Source organism: Pedobacter suwonensis (genome assembly GCF_007833675.1).
Classification (GTDB): Bacteria; Bacteroidota; Bacteroidia; order Sphingobacteriales; family Sphingobacteriaceae; genus Pedobacter; species Pedobacter suwonensis.
In genome coordinates this window covers 3,837,890-3,856,232 of sequence record NZ_CP031708.1, presented here as the reverse complement: position 1 = coordinate 3,856,232, position 18,343 = coordinate 3,837,890, and the positions used below count along the sequence as shown (strand labels likewise).

The following is an 18,343-nucleotide window of genomic DNA, read 5'->3' as shown; positions in this document are numbered from 1 at the left end:
GCTTAATTCGGTTTGAAATCAATTTTCATGACAAATCATTTTTTAGCACTATTTTTGACTAAAATATTAAAAAAGTCAGAAAGTAGAAAAGTAAAATGATTGTAGCTGATAAAAAGAGAGAACAGATTATTGATGGTGCGATAAAACGCTTTATCCATTTTGGCATTGGTAAAACCACCATGAATGATATTGCCGAAGATCTGTCCGTATCAAAACCATCTCTTTATTATTATTTTCCCGATAAAAAACATTTAATTTTAGGAGTAATAGAAAGGGTATTTAACGATTTCTTTGAACTGATCAAAAAGAAACATAATCCTGATTTACCACTACAGGAAATTCTTTTTAACATCGTTGATGTACGAAATACATTTTTCCAGAAGTATTATATGCTCCGCATTACGGAGGGCATCCCGGATTTACTGAATGATGATGTAATTAAAGGCAAGCTGCGTACATTAAAAGAATCTGAAAAGGATTTTTTCGCAGAGATTTTTGGTCAGGCCAAAGCAAAAGGAGAAATTGAACATGAAGACACTGAACATGTTGCCGAATTGTATCTTGAAAGTTTAATGGGCCTTTCCACCATGTGTATTATGGAAACCGGAAAAGATCTTTTTCCTGATAAAAAGTCATTAAATAGAATGACCTTAAAACAAAAAAACCTGACCACCATATTTGTAAGAGGCTTAAGATGTGCGGATTAAACTTAACATTGGCAGAAACAAATAGCCTCAACTTAAAGGCTGAATAAAAGAGAAGAACCCAAAAACAAAAAAACAATAGATTATGCTTAGAATCAATGCGGTAAGATTAATGCTCATTGTTATTATCGGCTCGGTTTTACCGCAGCTGGCAATTGCACAGCAGCAAATTACCTTAAAAGATGCGCTTACCTTTGCGCTCCAAAACAATACTAAAGTGCGCAATGCCAGGTTAGATATTGAAGGTGGAAAATATAAGGTGCAGGAAGTTAGGGCACAAGCTCTGCCACAAATCTCCGGAAATGTGGGTTTAACTTACAATCCAATTATCGGTCAGCTGGTTGCAAATATTGGCGGCGCAACACAATCGTTTAAATTAGGCCAGAACTGGAATTCAACCGCAGGGGTTCAGCTTTCACAGCAATTGTTTAACCAACAGGTTTTTACCGGCCTGCAGGCTGCACGATCAAGTGAAGAATATTACGCGCTTACCTCGCAGTTAACCGAAGAACAAATTATCGAACTGGTAGCCAACAATTACTATCAGGTTTTAGTAAACAGGCAACAGCTTAACGTCATCGACACCAACATTAAAAATGTTAAGATAGTTGAAAAAATTGTGGGCACGCAGTATAAAAATGGTTTGGCCAGAAAGATTGATGTAGACCGGATCAGCGTAAACTTAACCAATCTGAACACACAACGCGAGCAAGTCATTAATGCGATTACCCAATTGGAAAACCAGTTAAAATTTTCGATGGGAATGGCGGTTGCAACCCCAATCAGCCTACCCCCTACCGAATTAACAGAAGTAACTACATTACCTGTGTTTACAGATTCTATCGATCTGGCCAACAGAACTGAAGTTAAACTTTTAAATAACCAGGACAAACTGCTATCCTTGCAACGGAAAGCCTATGTGGCCGAATATTATCCCAGCTTATCTTTAACTGGAAATTACACCTATTCGAGCCAGAGCAATAGCTTCGATTTCCTTAACTCCAACGCTTCGGCCATCGGTTTTGGTTCATCGGCAATTGGTTTAACACTTAGGGTGCCGATTTTTAACGGCTTCTTAACCCGCTCTAAAATCCGCCAGGCAGATGTGGATATCAAAAAAGCCAGGGAAAGCAGAAGAGAAACCAATAACGCCTTAAATCTGGCTTACGAAAATGCAAAAATACAGTTGCGCAACAACTTAAATACCATTAAATCGCAACGTAAAAATGCCGATTTAGCTCAAGAGATTTATAGAAGTACCCAAAATAACTATAATAACGGCTTAGCTTCACTAACCGATCTTTTGGATACCGAAAATGCACTTACTTCGGCACAAAACAGTTATACACAGGCTTTATTAAATTATAAGATAGCCGAAATACAATTAATCAAATCAAACGGAAACATTAAATCGCTAGTACAATAGAAATGAAAAGAGTAATTACCATAATCATCGTAGTTGTTGTTGCCCTCGGTGCAATAGCTTATGTTTTAAGCAACAATAAAAAGAAGAACGAAGAAAAAACTGCTTTCATTGCTAAAGGTGGTGGCGCGGTTGCCGTTCGGGTTGCTCAAGTAGAGAAAAAAGCTGTAGATTTAGATTTCAGCGCAAACGGAAATTTTATTCCTAAACAGGAACTTAACTTCTTATCAGAAAATGCGGGCCGGGTTAAAGCTATTTACGTAGATGAAGGCGACAGGGTAAGCAAAGGACAGGTTTTGGCCCGTGTTGATGCAGAAATCATCAACACAGACAGGGAAACTGCTGAAGCTACTTACGAGAATGCAAAAAGAGATGAAGCCAGATACCAAAGCTCATTCCAAACTGGTGGCGTTACCCAACAACAGTTAGATCAGGCTAAACTGGCCACAAAAAATGCAAAATTACGTTTACAGGCTTCACAAAGAAGGTTAAGCGATGCAAACATTAAATCGCCGATTAACGGTATTGTAAACAAAAGGTACATTGAAGTTGGTGCGTTTGTAACAGCTCAAGGCACACAGTTATTCGAACTGGTGGATGTTTCTAAGTTAAAACTGAAAGTTAATGTGAACGAATCGCAGGTGGCCAACCTTAAAATAGGTGATCAGATCGAGATCAAATCTTCTGTTTTCCCAACGGATAGCTTCTCCGGAAAAGTAACTTTTATCGCTGCTAAGGCCGATGCAACGCTGAATTTTCCAGTTGAAATTGAAGTGGAGAACAGCCATAAAAACACTTTAAAGGCCGGTATGTACGGCACTGCAGTATTTAAGTTCCCTAAACAGGCGCCAAGCATTCTTATCCCGCGTACATCTTTTGTGGGCAGTGTGAGCAGCAACCAGGTTTTTGTATTGGATAAAGCCAGCAATACAGCTAAAACGCGTAATGTGGTAGCTGGTCGTATCTTAGGGGATAACGTTGAAATTCTGGATGGCCTAAAAGAAGGTGAAACTGTAATTACCAGTGGACAGATTAACTTAACCGAAGGTACTCCCGTTAGTATCGTAAAGTAAGTTAGCGGAATTTTCAGCTTTTAAAAACGCGATATGCCAATCGCACAACGCAACACGAATTAAAATGAAGATAACAGACATATCTATAAAAAGGCCTTCGCTGGTTATTGTGGTATTTACCGCACTTACCTTACTTGGCTTATTAAGTTACTTTTCGTTGGGTTATGAATTACTTCCAAAATTCTCTAACAACGTAGTATCTATTTCAACCATCTACCCTGGTGCTTCGCCGAATGAGGTTGAAAATACCGTAACCAAAAAAATTGAGGATGCGGTATCATCGATGGAAAACATCAAAAAAATCAATTCGGTATCGTTTGAGAGTTTATCAACCGTAACCATTACGCTGACAGATGCAGCAAATATCGATATCTCGTTAAATGATGCGCAAAGAAAGGTTAATGCCATTCTTTCTCAATTACCGGAAGATGTAAAAACACCATCATTGAGTAAGTTCTCGCTTGATGATTTACCGGTAATTACCATGACGGCTTCTGCCAATATGGACGACGTAAGTTTTTACGATTTAATTGACAAACGGATTGCCCCGGTAATTTCGAGGGTAAATGGTATTGCACAGGTAAATTTAGTGGGTGGTTCTGAACGTGAAATTCAGGTTTCACTTGACGCCAACAAACTACAGGGCTATGGCCTTGCAGTTCCACAGGTACAACAAATGATCCTTTCTTCAAACCTGGATTTCCCTACAGGAAGTGTTAAAACGCAGAACCAGGACGTATTGATCCGTTTATCGGGTAAATACAGAAGTATTGATGAATTGAGAAACCTGGTATTAACTACAGGCAAAGATGGTGCACAAATCCGTTTAGGTGACGTGGCAGATGTTCAGGATTCGCAGAAAGAAACAGAGAAACTGGCACGTATTGACCGCAAAGCATCTATCGCTATCCAGATCATTAAACAAAGTGATGCGAATGCTGTGGAGGTAAGTAAAGGTGTACACGCCATTATTGCCAAACTTAAAGCAGAATATGCAGCCAATAAATTAGACATGAGGATTGTAAACGATAGTTCAATCTTTACTTTAGAGTCTGCTGATGCGGTAATCCACGATTTAATCTTAGCGGTTATCCTGGTAGCCTTCGTGATGCTTTTCTTCCTGCACAGTTTACGTAATGCGTTAATTGTAATGGTATCAATTCCGGTTTCGCTGATCGCTACCTTTATCGGTATCAGCTTATTTGGCTTTACCTTAAACTTAATGTCACTGCTCGGACTATCACTCGTGGTAGGTATCCTGGTGGATGATGCGATTGTGGTATTGGAGAATATCCAGCGACACATGGAGATGGGCAAAAACAAAGTAAGGGCAGCCTCTGATGCAACAAGAGAGATTGGTTTTACGGTTGTATCCATTACTTTCGTAATTGTGGTGGTGTTCTTCCCGATCGCAGTAAGTACCGGTTTAGTATCTAATATTTTACGTCAGTTCTGTATCGTGGTAATTATTGCAACATTACTATCATTGTTAGCTTCATTTACCATTGTACCACTTATCTTCTCCCGTTTCGGTAAGTTAGAACACATAGAAGGCAAAAATATATTTGGCCGTTTTATTCTCTGGTTCGAAAAACAATTGAAGAAATTTACACTTTGGATCACCAGCATTTTAACATGGTCTTTAAATCATAAAGCGTTAACTTTAGTTGCCGTGGTGGTGATGTTCTTAAGTTCATGCGGATTATTGGCTGGCGGTTTTATCGGGTCAGAATTTTTCCCTAAATCAGATAAAGGTGAATTCCTGGTGCAATTGGAATTGCCAAAAGATGCTTCTTTAGAGCAAACCAACTTCCTTACTCAAAAAGCAGAAGCATTCTTAGATAAACAACCTGAAATTACGCAGCTGATTACTACTGTGGGACAATCAACAGGTGATTTCGGTGGTACACAAGCTACAGCCTATAAATCGGAAATTAACGTAAAACTGGTTGAACGCGATCAGCGTAAAGGTGTTTCTTCAGATATCTTCGCCACAAAAATGAGCCGTGCATTGGCTAAAGAACTGGTAGGCGCAAAAGTAAAAACTGTGCCGATCAGTATTTTGGGTATCGCAGAAAACGCACCCATCCAGTTGGTGGTAATGGGTTCTGATTTAGACAGCGCCTTGAAATATGCTGAAGGCGCACAAAAGGTTCTTGCCTCTATTCCTGGTGCTACTGAGATTAAATTATCGGTAGAGAAAGGAACACCAGAAATTAACGTTCAGGTTGACCGTGATAAAATGTCGGCTGTGGGCTTGACCTTGCAAACCGTAGGATCAACTATGCAGACTGCTTTCGCCGGTAACACCGATGGTAAATACCGTAAAGGAGAGTACGAATACGACATTAACATCCAGTATCAGAACTTTAACCGCCAGAACATTGACGATGTACGTAACCTTATTTTTGTAAATAATGAGGGTAAACAGATTAAGTTATCACAGTTTGCAACCATTACAGAGGGTTCGGGTCCAAGTCAGCTGGAGCGTTTGAATAAATCGACTTCAGTATCGGTTAAAGCACAATCGATTGGTAGACCAACAGGTACCGTAGTTGCAGAGTTTCAGGCTAAACTGGAAGAGCTGCAGGAAAATGGCAAGCTTAAGGCACCGGTTGGTGTAAGTTATAGCTGGGCAGGAGATCAGGAAAACCAGAGCGAAGGTTTTGGAACTTTAGGTATTGCTTTATTGGCTTCAATTATTTTGGTTTACCTGATTATGGTTGCACTTTATGATAGTTTTATCTATCCCCTGGTAGTAATGTTTTCACTTCCTTTAGCGGTAATCGGAGCATTATTAGCGCTGGCTTTAACCAATAACTCAATCGGTATCTTCACCATTTTAGGATTAATTATGTTGATGGGTCTGGTAGCAAAAAATGCGATTATCCTGGTCGATTTCACCAACCACTTAAAAGCTGAAGGTAAAGAAACCAAAGAAGCGCTTGTATTGGCCAACCATGCACGTTTACGACCAATCTTAATGACAACCATCGCCATGGTATTCGGTATGCTACCAATTGCATTGGCCAGCGGCGCGGGTGCTGAGTGGAAAAATGGCCTGGCATGGGTAATTGTTGGTGGATTAACCAGCTCATTGTTCCTAACTTTAATCGTGGTACCAGTAGTATACTTAATATTCGACAGGATGTTAGAGCGCTTTGGCTTCAATAAAAAAGGAAAAACCATCGATGAATTAATGGTTGAACCGTATGACCATAAAGATGTAAATGAATACGATCTAGATCACGGACATTAATTATACCTCCAAATTAACAATCAATTAGCCCCGACCCCAAATCGGGGCTTTTTTATGGTTTCAAAATAAGGGGGTTAAAACTACATGCCCCATTATCAATATATAAAAAAGTGCAAAATTTGTGCGATTGGAGCGTAGAAACGCAAATTTAGACAAAAAGCGAAATAAAACTAGTTGTACCGTTATCTTGTTTTTACTTGTATTTATCTTGTAACCTTTAAATAGGTTTTAAAAGATTATTAAAGTTATCTTGTACAGTACTTAAAACTGATTGTTATTTCGCTAATTTTTGCAGCTGATCTGCCATTAAAGTTACCTTTGCTTCTAAATCATTAAAGCGGTTGTATAGTTCTCCAGGCTCCTGGAAATTAAAAATAAAAGCACCTCTTAAGTACCAGGCTTCTATAATGTTCGAAGCTTCCAAAGGATAAGTATAATAATCGTTTTTATTAGGGTTGTCAGATATTAAAATTAGGTTTCCTGTTTCTTTAACTTTGTTTAAAACCCTTTTAATAACGATTCCATCCGTTTTGGTGACTAATATGTAAATACGCCTATCACGTATTTCGTCTAATTCTTCAACCCATCTGCCGACTGCGATAGAGCCATTTTGTATAGTTGGCTGCATACTATGCCCGCTTACTTCAAACGCTCTATGCGTACCGCCTTTAAGCGTTGGTAACCTTATTGTAGGGAGGTTTTCTATAAACTCTGTATCGCCGTAACCGTTCAGATATCCGGCAGCTGCTTTTGCTCCTACAAGCGTTACTAAATCTTCATTGTTTTCATTAATGGCTATAACCTTTGGCATGCCAAAATTTTGAGTTGGGGGGGCAGTTGGGGGGGCAATTTTCGCTAAAGTTGGGGGGGCATCTTGCACCGAATTTGTATCTGAAAGAGCCAATAATCCTTTGTTATCGTTAGGGGTATTAGCATTTTCAATATCATTATTATTTGGGGTTACCAGCATATCCCCATTTCCCGTAATTAGCCAAATTATATTTAAGTCTAAATATTCGGTTGCAAGCCTCTGAAGTATTGAACTTCCTATTTCCCCTTTCCTATTATTAGAATTTTGTATATAAGCATTGGCCACACCTAACGACTTTTCGGCCTTGCTTGCGGAAATGTTGTGGTATTTGAGGTATTCTAATAGCCTATCAATAGGGCGGTTTTGAGCCATCACAGTGTTTTAATAGATTTTTGTATAAAAATATTTGCTTTATATAGAATATTGTCTAATATTTGTGTCACATAGAAACACTTTTGCAAACGAAGATATGAAAAATCAAAACGAAATGTACCAAAAACAAAAAAAGGCCGAAATCAATATACCGGCCTCCGTTACGGCTGAAATCGTTGGTTGTAGCGAAAGTTTAGTAAAGCAGGTTAGGACTGGTCACCGTAGCGCAAACAAAGGCGCTAGCGCAAAGGTGGCTGTTGTTGATGATTTATTGAATACTGGTACAACCGCACTGATTCAACACATTAAAGAAATTGTAAAGTTAGGGTAATGCATTATTTAAACACAAATATCCTTTGTTTGAGTTACGATGAATATATCGGTTACTTTGGGCTAGAGTGCTACAAAAGCGATAAAAAACGCAACCTAATGACCGTTCACGGCATTGGAGGCAATGGGCGTAAGGTGTTTATTGAGTTTGAAAGCTTGCAACCAAAGCGTAAGGAAGTTATAGTAAAAAAGATAGGTAGCCCCTACGAATACATAGCAAAACAGCCAATATTAGACCTAATTGATTGGGATTATATGGCCCAATCTTTTTACTCTGATTATGTGCTTCCAAACGGTGACAAACTACCAAATACCAAGGTTAATGCGAAGGGTAAAGAACAAATAAACTACGTTGAACGCTATACTAAAGCCGCCAGCTGGTTAAATATGATTGACCGCTTAACGACTGATAAAAGGGCCTTAAAACAGCTGTTAAATTTATCGGTAATGGATTTTTGGGACACCGTTAGGGAACTGATTTTAAAGGAAGGTGTTAAACTTCCTAGTGCGCCAAAAAGACTTAAAGAAAAGGTTAAAGAATATAAAGCTATTGCTGATACTAACGACCGTTACGCCTCATTGGTGGATTTAAGCAAGTTCGGCAATAGCCATTCTACTAAAATTAAAGATGAAGAAAGCGAAGCGCTACTGCTAAAAATGCTTAGCGATCCACGTAAGCAAGATAATACTGTTATTGCTGCTGCCTACAACCTTTGGGCTAAGAAAGCAGATAAACCAACGATAAGCGTTGGGGCTGTTGGCTATTTCGCCCGTAATAATGAACATATTATTGCGCCTTTAAGGGATGGTTTAAAGAAAGCTGCTAATACCTATACCAAAGATATACAGCGTAAACGTGCGACCGCACCACTGTTATTTATTAATGCCGATGACAACTGTTTAGATTTATTCTTTGAGGTTGAAAGGCTAAAGGCTGACGGTAAAGTACAAAAAAGCAAACATTACCGCCCGATGTTATACGTGATCATTGATACTTACAATGACTACATTTTAGGTTATGCCGTTGGCGATACTGTTACCCATGAACTCGTTTATTCAGCCTTCAGAAATGCAATCAACCATATCGCGGAACTTACTGGCGGATATTATCTGCCGCATCAACTACAAACGGATAGATGGGGATTAGATGTAAAACATAAAAACGAATTAGGCCAGTTTTATAAAAAAGTTGCCCGTTTTACGCCTCAATCTCATGGCGTTCCGCAAGGTAAATATATTGAAAGGTCATTTGGCGTAGAATGGCACCAGGTGTTAAAGGTAATGCCGACCAACAACTATGCTGGCCAAAATATTACGGCAAAAGAAAGGTTAAGCGCTGAATACATCATAGAAGCAAGTAAAAACTATCCTAGCATTGACAGAATGCCGGAAGTTGTTGCCAGTTTTATTAACGTAATGCGCATGAAAGCCAACCCAAAAACGGGGGTTAGCCGCCAATCTGAATGGCTAAACGCCTTCCATGCATCGGAAAAAAGCAAACAAAAAGCTATTGATGTTAGCTTAAAACTTCAATTATTCGGTAAAAAGTACGAACACGATGCGACAATTACCAAAAGTGGCTTAAAACCAGTTATAGGAGGCGAAAAGATCACTTTAAACATTCCACCTGAAGTAATCTGGCAAAACAACGGTAAAAAGGTTGATATCATCTATGATCCTCAAAACCTCAACGAAATGATGGTAACGGATGGTAAAGGTTTAAGCTTTATCGCTCCAAAATACGACTTCGTGCCATCCAATTTCGCAGATTATAAAGAGGGCGATTATGATAGAATACAAGGGCTATTTGATGAAAAGAAAAGCATTAACCGGCTGATGGCAGAAACCATTCAAAACCGCTTAAAATCTTTACCAAACATCAATGTAGAAGGCTTAATGCAAGGGGGTGTATTGCTTAAGGATTTGAAAAATGAAGCGGAACGCAAATACTTAGAAAACCTTTACCAGCCGAAAGAAATCGAATCACCAACAGTGGCACTGCCTGAAGCTAAGAAAAAAATTAAAGCATCGAGGAAAGTTTTAGCGATTGCTGAAGCGGAAGATGTAGATATAAGAGATTTTTATTAATAAAAAAAAGCCGCCACGGTGGGTGTGGCAGCTAAACTTTTAACAATATATATTATGAATACGGTATCAAAAGAACAAATTAAAAATGAATTGGCCAATTACGTGGCTAAAATCGGGAGTCAGAATGCAGCCAGCAAAAGGCTTACCAATGTTTCCAACGCTACTATCAGTAATATTTTATCTGATAAATGGGATAATATCGGTGAAACGATGTGGCTATCTATCCAAAAGCAAGTTACTGTTTCTTTAGATGGCTGGCAGGTTGTTTCTAACGTTCGCAGGGTAAAGCAGTTGCACCAGCTTTATTCTGATGCCAAAGATTTTAGCGAAGTATTTTGTGTGGTTGCACCTGCTGGTAGCGGTAAATCTCAACCTGCTACGCTATTTACTGAACACCCAAACGTTTACCGTGTGGTATGTAAAGAACATTTTAGCCGTAAAACTTTCTTAGTTGAATTGCTTACCGCGATGGGTAAAGACGGTAGCGGCTACACTATTCATGAATTAATGAATGAGGTGTTAAACTTTATTCTAAAAGCCGATAAGCCGCTAATCATCCTGGATGAAGTTGATAAGCTTAATGATCAGGTATTATACTTCTTTATCAGCATTTACAATACTACTGAAGATAAATGCGGTATCGTTCTACAGGCTACGGATTTCTTCAAAAAAAGAATCACTAGAGGTGTTAGCGCTAACCGCAAAGGATATAAAGAAATCTATAGCCGTTTCGGTAGGAATTTCGTTGAGTTGCCAAACAATACTGATAGAGATTTAGCCGAAATCATCAAGGCTAACGGCATGAAAGAAGAAAGCGAAATAATCAGGATCACTAACCAAAGCGAGGGCGATATACGCAGGATAAAACGCCTTGTTAAAGCTTATTTAAGAAAGGAGGCTGCATAATGAAAAAGTATAAGGTTTACTTTAAAAATTGGAACGGAGACAGGTTTTATGTATTCGTTCAGGCTCAAAACAAGAAAGACATAAGAAGCCATTTTAAACAAAATTATGCTGGCAAAATAACCTCAATCAAAAACTCATGAGCGCACAAAAATTTATAACTGAAGCTAACAAACAGAGAGTTTGCCAGCTGTTGGGGTGGTCATTAGATGACTATACACAATACCAAGAAAATAAAGGGCTGGAGTATTTAAGCGAAGTGGTTTGTTGCGATTTGTGGAGCGTGAACAACGTAGCTAAAGCCCCGCTTTTTTGGAAGTGGTGGGTTAACCATTGGAACGCACGGGATGCCGAATTTGTGGCCGATGCGAGTAACTGGCCTTTAGATTGGTTACGCCGCAAATACACTGATTTAAATGCGGTGGATGGCTTTACGTTCTGGCCTCATAAAATCATCACGAAACAAAGCTATGCATACATGATTGGTGATGTAAATAAAGAATCAGTACAGATATGAAAGGCGGGGATATCATTGCTATTGTAGAGAAACAAACGGGTTTTACACTGGCGCAAATGAAGGCTACCCGTAAGGACGAAGTACTTAAACCGCGCTATATTTTAACCCTTTTATTGCATGAAGAAGGCTGGAGTGCAGGCAGGATAGCGGAACTATTTAACCGCAATAGGACAGGTACAGGGCAAGCTTTGAAAAATGCAGATAAGCTGCTAGGAAACGATAAATATTTTAAAAAGAACTATTTGGCTTGTGTGGCCAAAATAACTGAATTAGAAGATGCGATTTAAAGCAAATAAAGATCAATTGGAAGCCGTGGTAAAAATGCTGGGCATGATGCTGGATAGCTTTCCGGCTGAAACGATTGAAGAGGAAGTTTTTGAAGAAATTGTAAATAAGGTTTTTATCAAGCTACAGGCTAAATCGCTGCAAATATACTGCAATAACAATAGCTGGGCTTTTTCCCTTAATGCAATTGAAGCGAAATGCATCCATATTTTTTTCAAAAATACCTATATGGATGAGGTAAACTATCACTACGAAGCGCACCAGTTAAGAAAGATATTTAACGAAATAGATAAAATTTATGGCAGAATTAAAGCAAAAAATAGCCCAAACAGAGGCCTGGTTACGGAATCACCCGTATACAGACTGGATAGCCCGTCACGATAAGATAACAGAATTAAAAGAACAGTTAAAAACAGCAGAATATGAACACAGTAACATTAAGTAAACCAGCAAACGAATTATCAGCAGCAGAATTAAAAGCCCTATTGGCTGACAAAGAAAGCGAAGAACAAAACGAACGTATTCAAAAACGTAAAGATTACGAAGTGCTTAGGGATGGTACTGTTAATGAATTGGTAGGCAGTGCGATGCACTTTAATGGCGCTTTAAAGGCTTTTAAAACCAATGCTTACAATGACCTTGAAGCGATGTATAAGCTGCTTCAGGAACACAGCTCACGCCATGAGAAAGGCAAAGGTACTTTTACTATTGAAAACAGTGAAAGCACAATGAAAGTGCAATTTAAAAGACATGATGCAACGATGTTCGATGAACGTGCTACACAGGCAGAAAAATACATTCTGGAGTTTTTGACAGATGAATTTAGTGATGACAGCGAATCTGATCCACGCAACAAATTAATTAAAAAGTTGCTCGAGCGTAAAAAGGGTAGAGTAGATAAAGACAATGTATTGCTTTTGGCTGGAATGAAAGATGACTTTGCTAATTCAAATTGGCATAAGGGAATTGATCTTTATTTAGAAAGCATCGTGCCAGCACATACTAAATATTACGCTCAATTTTACTACCGTGATAGCGTTGATGATGCCTGGTTATCTATCGTTTTGGACTTTGCTAAACTTTAAGGACATGGCAAAATTATTTCAAGTCAAATTAAGATTGTGGTTGGTTGCAAGAAAGAAGTGATTACCCCTTATGATTGTAAATGCGCTGAAAATAGTGTGTATCTATCTATAAAAGATAAGCTGATAATGAAATAAAAAGGAATGAGTTAACTACAGCAGGCACTTTAGCTATTGGCGATACTTTCTATAAAGCCAGCGATAAAACCAAAAAGGTTTTTGAGCGGATAGAGGGTGAAGCGAAACAAACTGCTTATGCAACGTACAGCATTACGGCGTGTAAACATGGGAGTAAGTTCCCTGAAGAAGTAAAAAGTAATACAGCCGTGGTATTTCTGCGCCATATCGGCTAATAACCCGATAATTTAGAATATCGGATAAATACACGATAATATGTCAAAGCAATTAATAATGTTATTCATTAACAAGGAGTTGGAGATTAAAAGCAGATATAGTTTGCCTAGTAAGAACGCTAGAAAATGGTTTTGGAAGGACGACTGCAATAGTATAGGTTTTCTTTATGCTATAACTGAAATGGAAGCATTAGACCGTTTGAGGGAAGCGTTTAACGAAGCTGGCTCTATTACATGGATTTCAGAAAAAGAATTTAATAGTAACCCATTATAAAAGACGATTACAAATGAAACCATTGGGAATAAAACAATTTCATCAAAAAACATTTACCCTTTTAGATTTAAAAGGTAGCAAGTTTGCAGGGGTCTTGGGCAATGTTACCCGACACTTCATATGCGTAATTTACGGCTATAGCGGAAACGGTAAAACCGAATTTTGTGTGCAGCTGGCTAAAGAATTGGCTAAACACGGGCGGGTAGCCTGGTTAAGTTATGAGCAACGCCACGGCTTCGATTTACAGACCGCTACAAAACGAAACAAAATGGAGGAAGAAAGCGGCAACTTCATTCCTATTGATCCTTTGGCCAATCTTGAAAAAGGTGTGAGCTTGTTAGAGGATTTATATAATTACTTGTCAAAGAAAGGAAGTCCAGAATACATTTTTATCGATAGTCTGGATTATACGGGTTTTTCATTTGATGATTACAAACTATTGAAAGAACGCTTTGACGGTAAAAAGACTTTCATATTCATTGCACACGCTGATAAGTCTGGCAATCTTAAAAAGTCTGTTAGCCGAGATGTTTTGTTTGATGGTGGCATGGGTATCCGCGTAAAAGATTTCATTGCTGAAGCAGAAAAGAATAGATACGGGGGGGGTGAGCCGTATATCGTTTATGAACAAAAGGCTAGGGAACGTAATCCGGCATTCTTTAGTATGAGACTAAAAGGACAAACAGCCCTGCCATTAGCGGGGGGCGCTGAAGCTATACCCATCCCTAAAGATAGGGGTAATTCGGCAATACCCCCTATTGAAAGTATAGGGGTAAAAGCCAAACAGCCCGTTAAAGTAGATGGGCTAAAAGTATCAAAAAACCCTTTAGCGGCATGTTAAAGTACATTTTGACCAGTCCTAAGTTTACAGGAAGTGTAACTTTTGGCTATGATGGTGGCGGTTTCCTTGTTTATTTTTTAAATGAAACGGAAATGACACCCATTCAAAAAGAATGGTTACTTAGAAAATTGCCTTTAGGCGATGGTAGTCTAAAGGAAATTAGCAAGCTTATTGAAGGTAATTTAAAAGAAGTGCCAGCAGATTTAAGTTTTGAAACCTTCTGGGATAAGTACGATAAGAAGATAAACCGAAAGCGTACAGAACCAATGTGGAGGAAAATGAGCGATGCTGAACGGATGGCGGCGATAATGAATATAAAGCCTTACGATAGCTATATACAGCGCACGGGGATTGGTAAAGCACATCCCGAAAACTATCTAAAGAAAGAATATTTTAACGTTGAATGGCATAGAGAAAAGTAAAATGCATATTATAACAAATCAGAAGGCCAAAATCAGCAGGGCTGATAGCTAAGATGTTTAAAGCAAAAGAAGTAACTCATCACAAAATGGACGATGGAAAAGATAACGCCCCCCAACTAATCAAGATTAAAATATTAATGAATCAGCAGGGATTAATAGAGTTCATCCTGAATTAGCTAAATCATAGCGATGGCCGTACTACCAGTGTTAGAGAAATGTACGGCCATGAAGCCTGGCTGCTGATTAAGCATTAGATGATGAAGGTAAAGAGCCTACACCAAAAGAAAAAATGCAACGTAAAATATTGAGCATGGCCCATGAAAAGGGATGGAAATTGCCAGGCGGCAAAATAAACATGGCTAAGGTGAATGGCTGGTGCATGAAATACGGCGTTCCAGTTCATAAGCCGTTTAATGATTATACTGTAGCCGAATTGCCTGCATTGGTTACCCAATTTGAAAAAATGTACGCAAAACATCTGAACGCAATTTAGTATCTTCACAGCATGAAAAAGCTTATTGTGATTTTGGTATTTATTCCTTTTATTGGATTATCACAGACGTTTAAGCCTGATTATGATACAGAAAGCACCTTTACTGATCAGCCAGCTTACTTATTGGATACGGTTAGCGTATCATTAAATACTAAGCAGCAGCTATATAGCAATGTGTTAAGTTATCTAACAAAGTCTTTTAAAGACAGTAGAAACGTTCTAGAAATGAAGGATTTTGAGTTAGGTGAAGTTTCTTTTAACGGTATAGTTCCTTTTGTATATATAGATACTGTAGCGGTTAAGACAACAAAAAAAGAAACCATTAAAAGTGCAATTGAACGTAATTCTTTTCTTTCGTTTAAGTGTAAGATATATGTTAAGGAAGGTAAGTTTAAGATTGTTCTATCAAGGTTGAAAACCCCTTCTTTCTATTTCTCACAGGATGAATTACAATCTACATTAAGAAAGGAATTCTATAAACCAAACAATCAAGTAGCTAAAGAAACTGCTTTAGGTTTGATAAGGGATATTGCCTATAGGATCAACAAAAAACCCGAAAATGATTTTTAATTTAAGCCCCAAATTTGGGGCTTTTTTTATGTTGAAAACCCAATTTGTAAAAGGTTGAAACCATTGTTATTTTTTTGCAACCAAGCAATATTAATGATACGCGGCTCGCACACACTAACCTCTATTTTTCCGCAAGCATTCGAAGCCAAAAAAAAGGCAAAAGGAATGTTTACGCCCTGGATCGTGATGCCTGTATGAGTTACCGTTTCTACTATTATTACCATTTGGAGCGCGCCAGATTTGATGATGCAATAATGTTGATGGAAAGGGAATTTTTTATAAGTGGCCGTAAGATTGCTGATAGATTGACCGAAAATAACGAACTGCTAAAAGACATAGCCCTAAACGCACCAAGCCATAAGCAATTAAAGCAACGCTACCCACACTTTAACTGGAATTAGATAAAATTAAAAGCCCCGGACATTAGGGCCTTTTAATTTTACTTAACCCAATTCGAAAAAATGTATGCAAAGCACTTGAACGCAATTTAATATCTTTACGGCATGAAAAAGCTTACTTTATTTTTGATCTCAATTCCTTTGATAAGTTTCTCGCAAACTTTTAAGTCAGATGATAGTATTGAAAGTGCTTACACAGATCAGCCAGCACATACTTTAGATACAGTTATTGTTTCGAGTTTGACAAAACAGCAGTTATATAGTAATACGCTCAATTACCTAACCACGTCTTTTAAAGATTCCCGTTCTGTGATCGAAATGAAAGATGCTGATTTAGGCGAAGTCTCTTTTAATGGCGTAATTGAATCTGACATTACTAATTTGTATTTCAAATGTAAGGTGTATAATAAGGATAACAAGTTTAAGGTAGTTCTTTCAGCTTTAGAGTATGATAAGCCTATTCCGGGTTTAAGTCTTTCAAAAAGTCAGTTGAGAGTTGCTAATAAGAATTTCGATCCTGAACAGAATAAAGCAGCAAGGCAATTAGCAATATCATTGATAAAAGATATAGCCTACCGGATCAACAAAAAGCCCGAAAATGATTTTTAATTTAAGGCCCAAATTGGTGCTTTTTTTATGTTCAAAATCCATTTTGCAAAACGAATGACTAGATATTATTTTTGTGCAACTAAGCACAATTCATGATACGCGGCTCACAAACACTGACCTCAATTTTCCCGCCTGCACCCGAAGCCAAAAACAAGGGCAAAAGAAACGTATATGCATTAGATCGGGATACATGTATGAGTTACCGTTTTTACTATTATTACCATCTGGAGCGTAAAAGATTTGATGATGCGATCTTAGATATGGAAAAGGAATTTTTTATAAGTGGCCGTACGATTGCTGATAGATTGACCGAAAATAACGAACTGCTAAAAGATATAGCCCTAAACGCACCGAGCCGTAAGCAATTAAAGCAACGCTACCCACACTTTAACTGGAATTAGATAAAAACAAAAGCCTCGAACATTCGGGGCTTTTTAATTTTAATTAATCAATCTGTTTAGTAAACCCTGTTTTAAACACAAATACCATTACATCTAAATCTGTACGTTGTTCTTCAATGCTGCTAATGCATTCCCAACGGTTCATTTCGCTATCTCCAAAGCCTTGAAATAACGCCTCTACTTCTTCAATGGTGTCATAATATTGCAGCGCTAAATTAAGTTGCTGTGTGTCGCTTAAACTGCTGCTATCAGCAAAGCGTTCTTGTGCTATTCGAATGGTAATATTGCATTCGCATAGCTGTAAAGTTTCTGTAAGGTTTTTGCGCTTTGGTAGTGATATAGAAATCAATGCGCATGGAAACTGGACGACGGGGCTTTCGCCGGTGTCTATTTGTGCCCTGTCTTTATCTACAAATTTTATTGATGGCATTTCCTTGAAACGCTCCAATGTTTTTAAATATATCTTTTTCATTTAACTTGTTTTTAAGTGATTTTATGTTTCTATTAATGCTAACTGTATAAAATCATCAAAACTTTTGCTGTTTCTGTATATTTTATTTACTTCAATAGAGTAATAAGATGCTTGCCAGCAGAGAAACGAACAGGTTCATTTCAATGCTATATGCATTTTAGGGTCAGTAACGCCATAGTCAAAACCAATATCAGTAAGGTTAACGCCTTCTTTGTTTTTCCAGCCTTCTTCAAACCCATTCATACGTTTTCAGCATTCCAGTAAACAAATCGCTATACAGATAGCCTTTGCCTTGTGCTTTACCTATTGCTTCAGCTAAGCTTTTACATCGAAATCTTTAGGTTTAAAGTTTAAATTAATTGCATAGGTTTCGCCACACTGGCAAGTTTTCGCCCCGATCATCACTATCGGGGCGGATTGGAAACATTTACTAACATACTTTTCCAAAAGGTAGGGCTAACGCCTATTTCTTCCTTGTTGTTTCATGGGGTTTTGGCTTTCTTTCCTTTTAAAGGTGTAGGGGTATCGGCTTTTTCTTCTTCCTCTTTATCTTCAAAAAGCGCATTTGCACTACCCCAAATGGCTTTTTTTAACTGCTCCTATTTCTTTTTTGGCGTGGCATCCCGTATTTCTCATAAAAGAAATTAGCATCAAAAGGAATTT

The 18,343-nt window shown here is 38.2% G+C and carries 21 protein-coding genes; 19 read left to right on the top strand and 2 right to left on the bottom strand.

The genetic code is table 11. The features are described from left to right. Positions 1-95: 95 nt before the first annotated feature. The 4 genes from DV942_RS15930 (at position 96) to DV942_RS15915 (ending at position 6,459) form a co-directional block, all read left to right on the top strand. Positions 96-707, top strand: coding sequence for a TetR/AcrR family transcriptional regulator (locus tag DV942_RS15930; RefSeq protein WP_090983088.1), 612 nt, complete (start codon positions 96-98; stop codon positions 705-707). A gap of 82 nt (positions 708-789) precedes the next feature. Beyond that, positions 790-2,130 (top strand): TolC family protein, encoded by a 1,341-nt coding sequence (locus DV942_RS15925; protein ID WP_145859105.1) that lies wholly within the window; start codon positions 790-792, stop codon positions 2,128-2,130. A gap of 2 nt (positions 2,131-2,132) precedes the next feature. Then, positions 2,133-3,200, top strand: coding sequence for an efflux RND transporter periplasmic adaptor subunit (locus DV942_RS15920; RefSeq protein ID WP_090983084.1), 1,068 nt, complete (start codon positions 2,133-2,135; stop codon positions 3,198-3,200). Between the two features lie 64 nt (positions 3,201-3,264). Beyond that, positions 3,265-6,459, top strand: a complete 3,195-nt coding sequence (locus DV942_RS15915) for an efflux RND transporter permease subunit (protein ID WP_145859102.1) — start codon at positions 3,265-3,267, stop codon at positions 6,457-6,459. A 274-nt stretch (positions 6,460-6,733) separates the two neighbouring features. Here the strand turns inward: DV942_RS15915 and DV942_RS15910 are convergent, their stop codons facing one another. Next, positions 6,734-7,555 (bottom strand): S24 family peptidase, encoded by an 822-nt coding sequence (locus DV942_RS15910; protein ID WP_186462326.1) that lies wholly within the window; start codon positions 7,553-7,555, stop codon positions 6,734-6,736. 184 nt (positions 7,556-7,739) lie between these two features. Here DV942_RS15910 and DV942_RS15905 point away from each other — a divergent pair, with 184 nt between their 5' ends. The 15 genes from DV942_RS15905 to DV942_RS15835 all read left to right on the top strand — a co-directional run bounded on the left by DV942_RS15905 (position 7,740) and on the right by DV942_RS15835 (position 17,208). Next, the gene (locus DV942_RS15905; RefSeq protein WP_145859098.1) at positions 7,740-7,973 is read left to right on the top strand and encodes a hypothetical protein; all 234 of its coding nucleotides are present in this window, start codon (positions 7,740-7,742) and stop codon (positions 7,971-7,973) included. After that, positions 7,973-10,060, top strand: a complete 2,088-nt coding sequence (locus tag DV942_RS15900; RefSeq protein WP_145859096.1) for a hypothetical protein — start codon at positions 7,973-7,975, stop codon at positions 10,058-10,060. The genes DV942_RS15905 and DV942_RS15900 overlap by 1 nt, the downstream gene beginning before the upstream one ends. Before the next feature lie 54 nt (positions 10,061-10,114). Then, the gene (locus tag DV942_RS15895) at positions 10,115-10,966 is read left to right on the top strand and encodes an AAA family ATPase (RefSeq protein WP_145859094.1); all 852 of its coding nucleotides are present in this window, start codon (positions 10,115-10,117) and stop codon (positions 10,964-10,966) included. A 136-nt stretch (positions 10,967-11,102) separates the two neighbouring features. Then, a complete protein-coding gene (locus tag DV942_RS15890; protein ID WP_145859093.1) occupies positions 11,103-11,480 on the top strand; it encodes a hypothetical protein in 378 nt (125 codons plus the stop codon). Beyond that, positions 11,477-11,767 (top strand): hypothetical protein, encoded by a 291-nt coding sequence (locus tag DV942_RS15885; RefSeq protein ID WP_145859090.1) that lies wholly within the window; start codon positions 11,477-11,479, stop codon positions 11,765-11,767. Before DV942_RS15890 ends, DV942_RS15885 begins: the two co-directional genes overlap by 4 nt. Next, complete coding sequence (locus DV942_RS15880; RefSeq protein ID WP_145859088.1) at positions 11,757-12,149, top strand: hypothetical protein; 393 nt, start codon at positions 11,757-11,759, stop codon at positions 12,147-12,149. The genes DV942_RS15885 and DV942_RS15880 overlap by 11 nt, the downstream gene beginning before the upstream one ends. Positions 12,150-12,187: 38 nt before the next feature. Continuing rightward, positions 12,188-12,850 carry a DUF3164 family protein gene (locus DV942_RS15875; protein ID WP_145859085.1) on the top strand — a complete coding sequence of 221 codons (663 nt, stop codon included), beginning with the start codon at positions 12,188-12,190 and terminating at the stop codon, positions 12,848-12,850. Positions 12,851-13,240: 390 nt separating this feature from the next. Further along, the gene (locus DV942_RS15870) at positions 13,241-13,474 is read left to right on the top strand and encodes a hypothetical protein (protein ID WP_145859083.1); all 234 of its coding nucleotides are present in this window, start codon (positions 13,241-13,243) and stop codon (positions 13,472-13,474) included. 13 nt (positions 13,475-13,487) lie between these two features. Continuing rightward, positions 13,488-14,315 carry a P-loop NTPase family protein gene (locus DV942_RS15865; RefSeq protein ID WP_145859080.1) on the top strand — a complete coding sequence of 276 codons (828 nt, stop codon included), beginning with the start codon at positions 13,488-13,490 and terminating at the stop codon, positions 14,313-14,315. Beyond that, the gene (locus tag DV942_RS15860) at positions 14,309-14,737 is read left to right on the top strand and encodes a hypothetical protein (protein ID WP_145859078.1); all 429 of its coding nucleotides are present in this window, start codon (positions 14,309-14,311) and stop codon (positions 14,735-14,737) included. Before DV942_RS15865 ends, DV942_RS15860 begins: the two co-directional genes overlap by 7 nt. A gap of 289 nt (positions 14,738-15,026) precedes the next feature. Beyond that, positions 15,027-15,230, top strand: coding sequence for a hypothetical protein (locus tag DV942_RS15855; RefSeq protein ID WP_145859076.1), 204 nt, complete (start codon positions 15,027-15,029; stop codon positions 15,228-15,230). Between the two features lie 12 nt (positions 15,231-15,242). Next, positions 15,243-15,800 (top strand): DUF4468 domain-containing protein, encoded by a 558-nt coding sequence (locus DV942_RS15850; protein WP_145859073.1) that lies wholly within the window; start codon positions 15,243-15,245, stop codon positions 15,798-15,800. A 74-nt stretch (positions 15,801-15,874) separates the two neighbouring features. After that, complete coding sequence (locus DV942_RS15845) at positions 15,875-16,201, top strand: hypothetical protein (protein WP_145859070.1); 327 nt, start codon at positions 15,875-15,877, stop codon at positions 16,199-16,201. A 102-nt stretch (positions 16,202-16,303) separates the two neighbouring features. Then, complete coding sequence (locus DV942_RS15840; protein WP_145859067.1) at positions 16,304-16,807, top strand: DUF4468 domain-containing protein; 504 nt, start codon at positions 16,304-16,306, stop codon at positions 16,805-16,807. Positions 16,808-16,899: 92 nt separating this feature from the next. After that, on the top strand, positions 16,900-17,208 hold the full coding sequence (locus DV942_RS15835; RefSeq protein WP_145859065.1) for a hypothetical protein: 309 nt from the start codon (positions 16,900-16,902) through the stop codon (positions 17,206-17,208). A 43-nt stretch (positions 17,209-17,251) separates the two neighbouring features. On the opposite strand, the gene DV942_RS15830 is transcribed toward DV942_RS15835, so the two are convergent. Continuing rightward, positions 17,252-17,680: a hypothetical protein gene (locus DV942_RS15830; protein WP_145859063.1), complete on the bottom strand. Its 429-nt coding sequence runs from the start codon at positions 17,678-17,680 to the stop codon at positions 17,252-17,254. Positions 17,681-18,343: the final 663 nt, after the last annotated feature.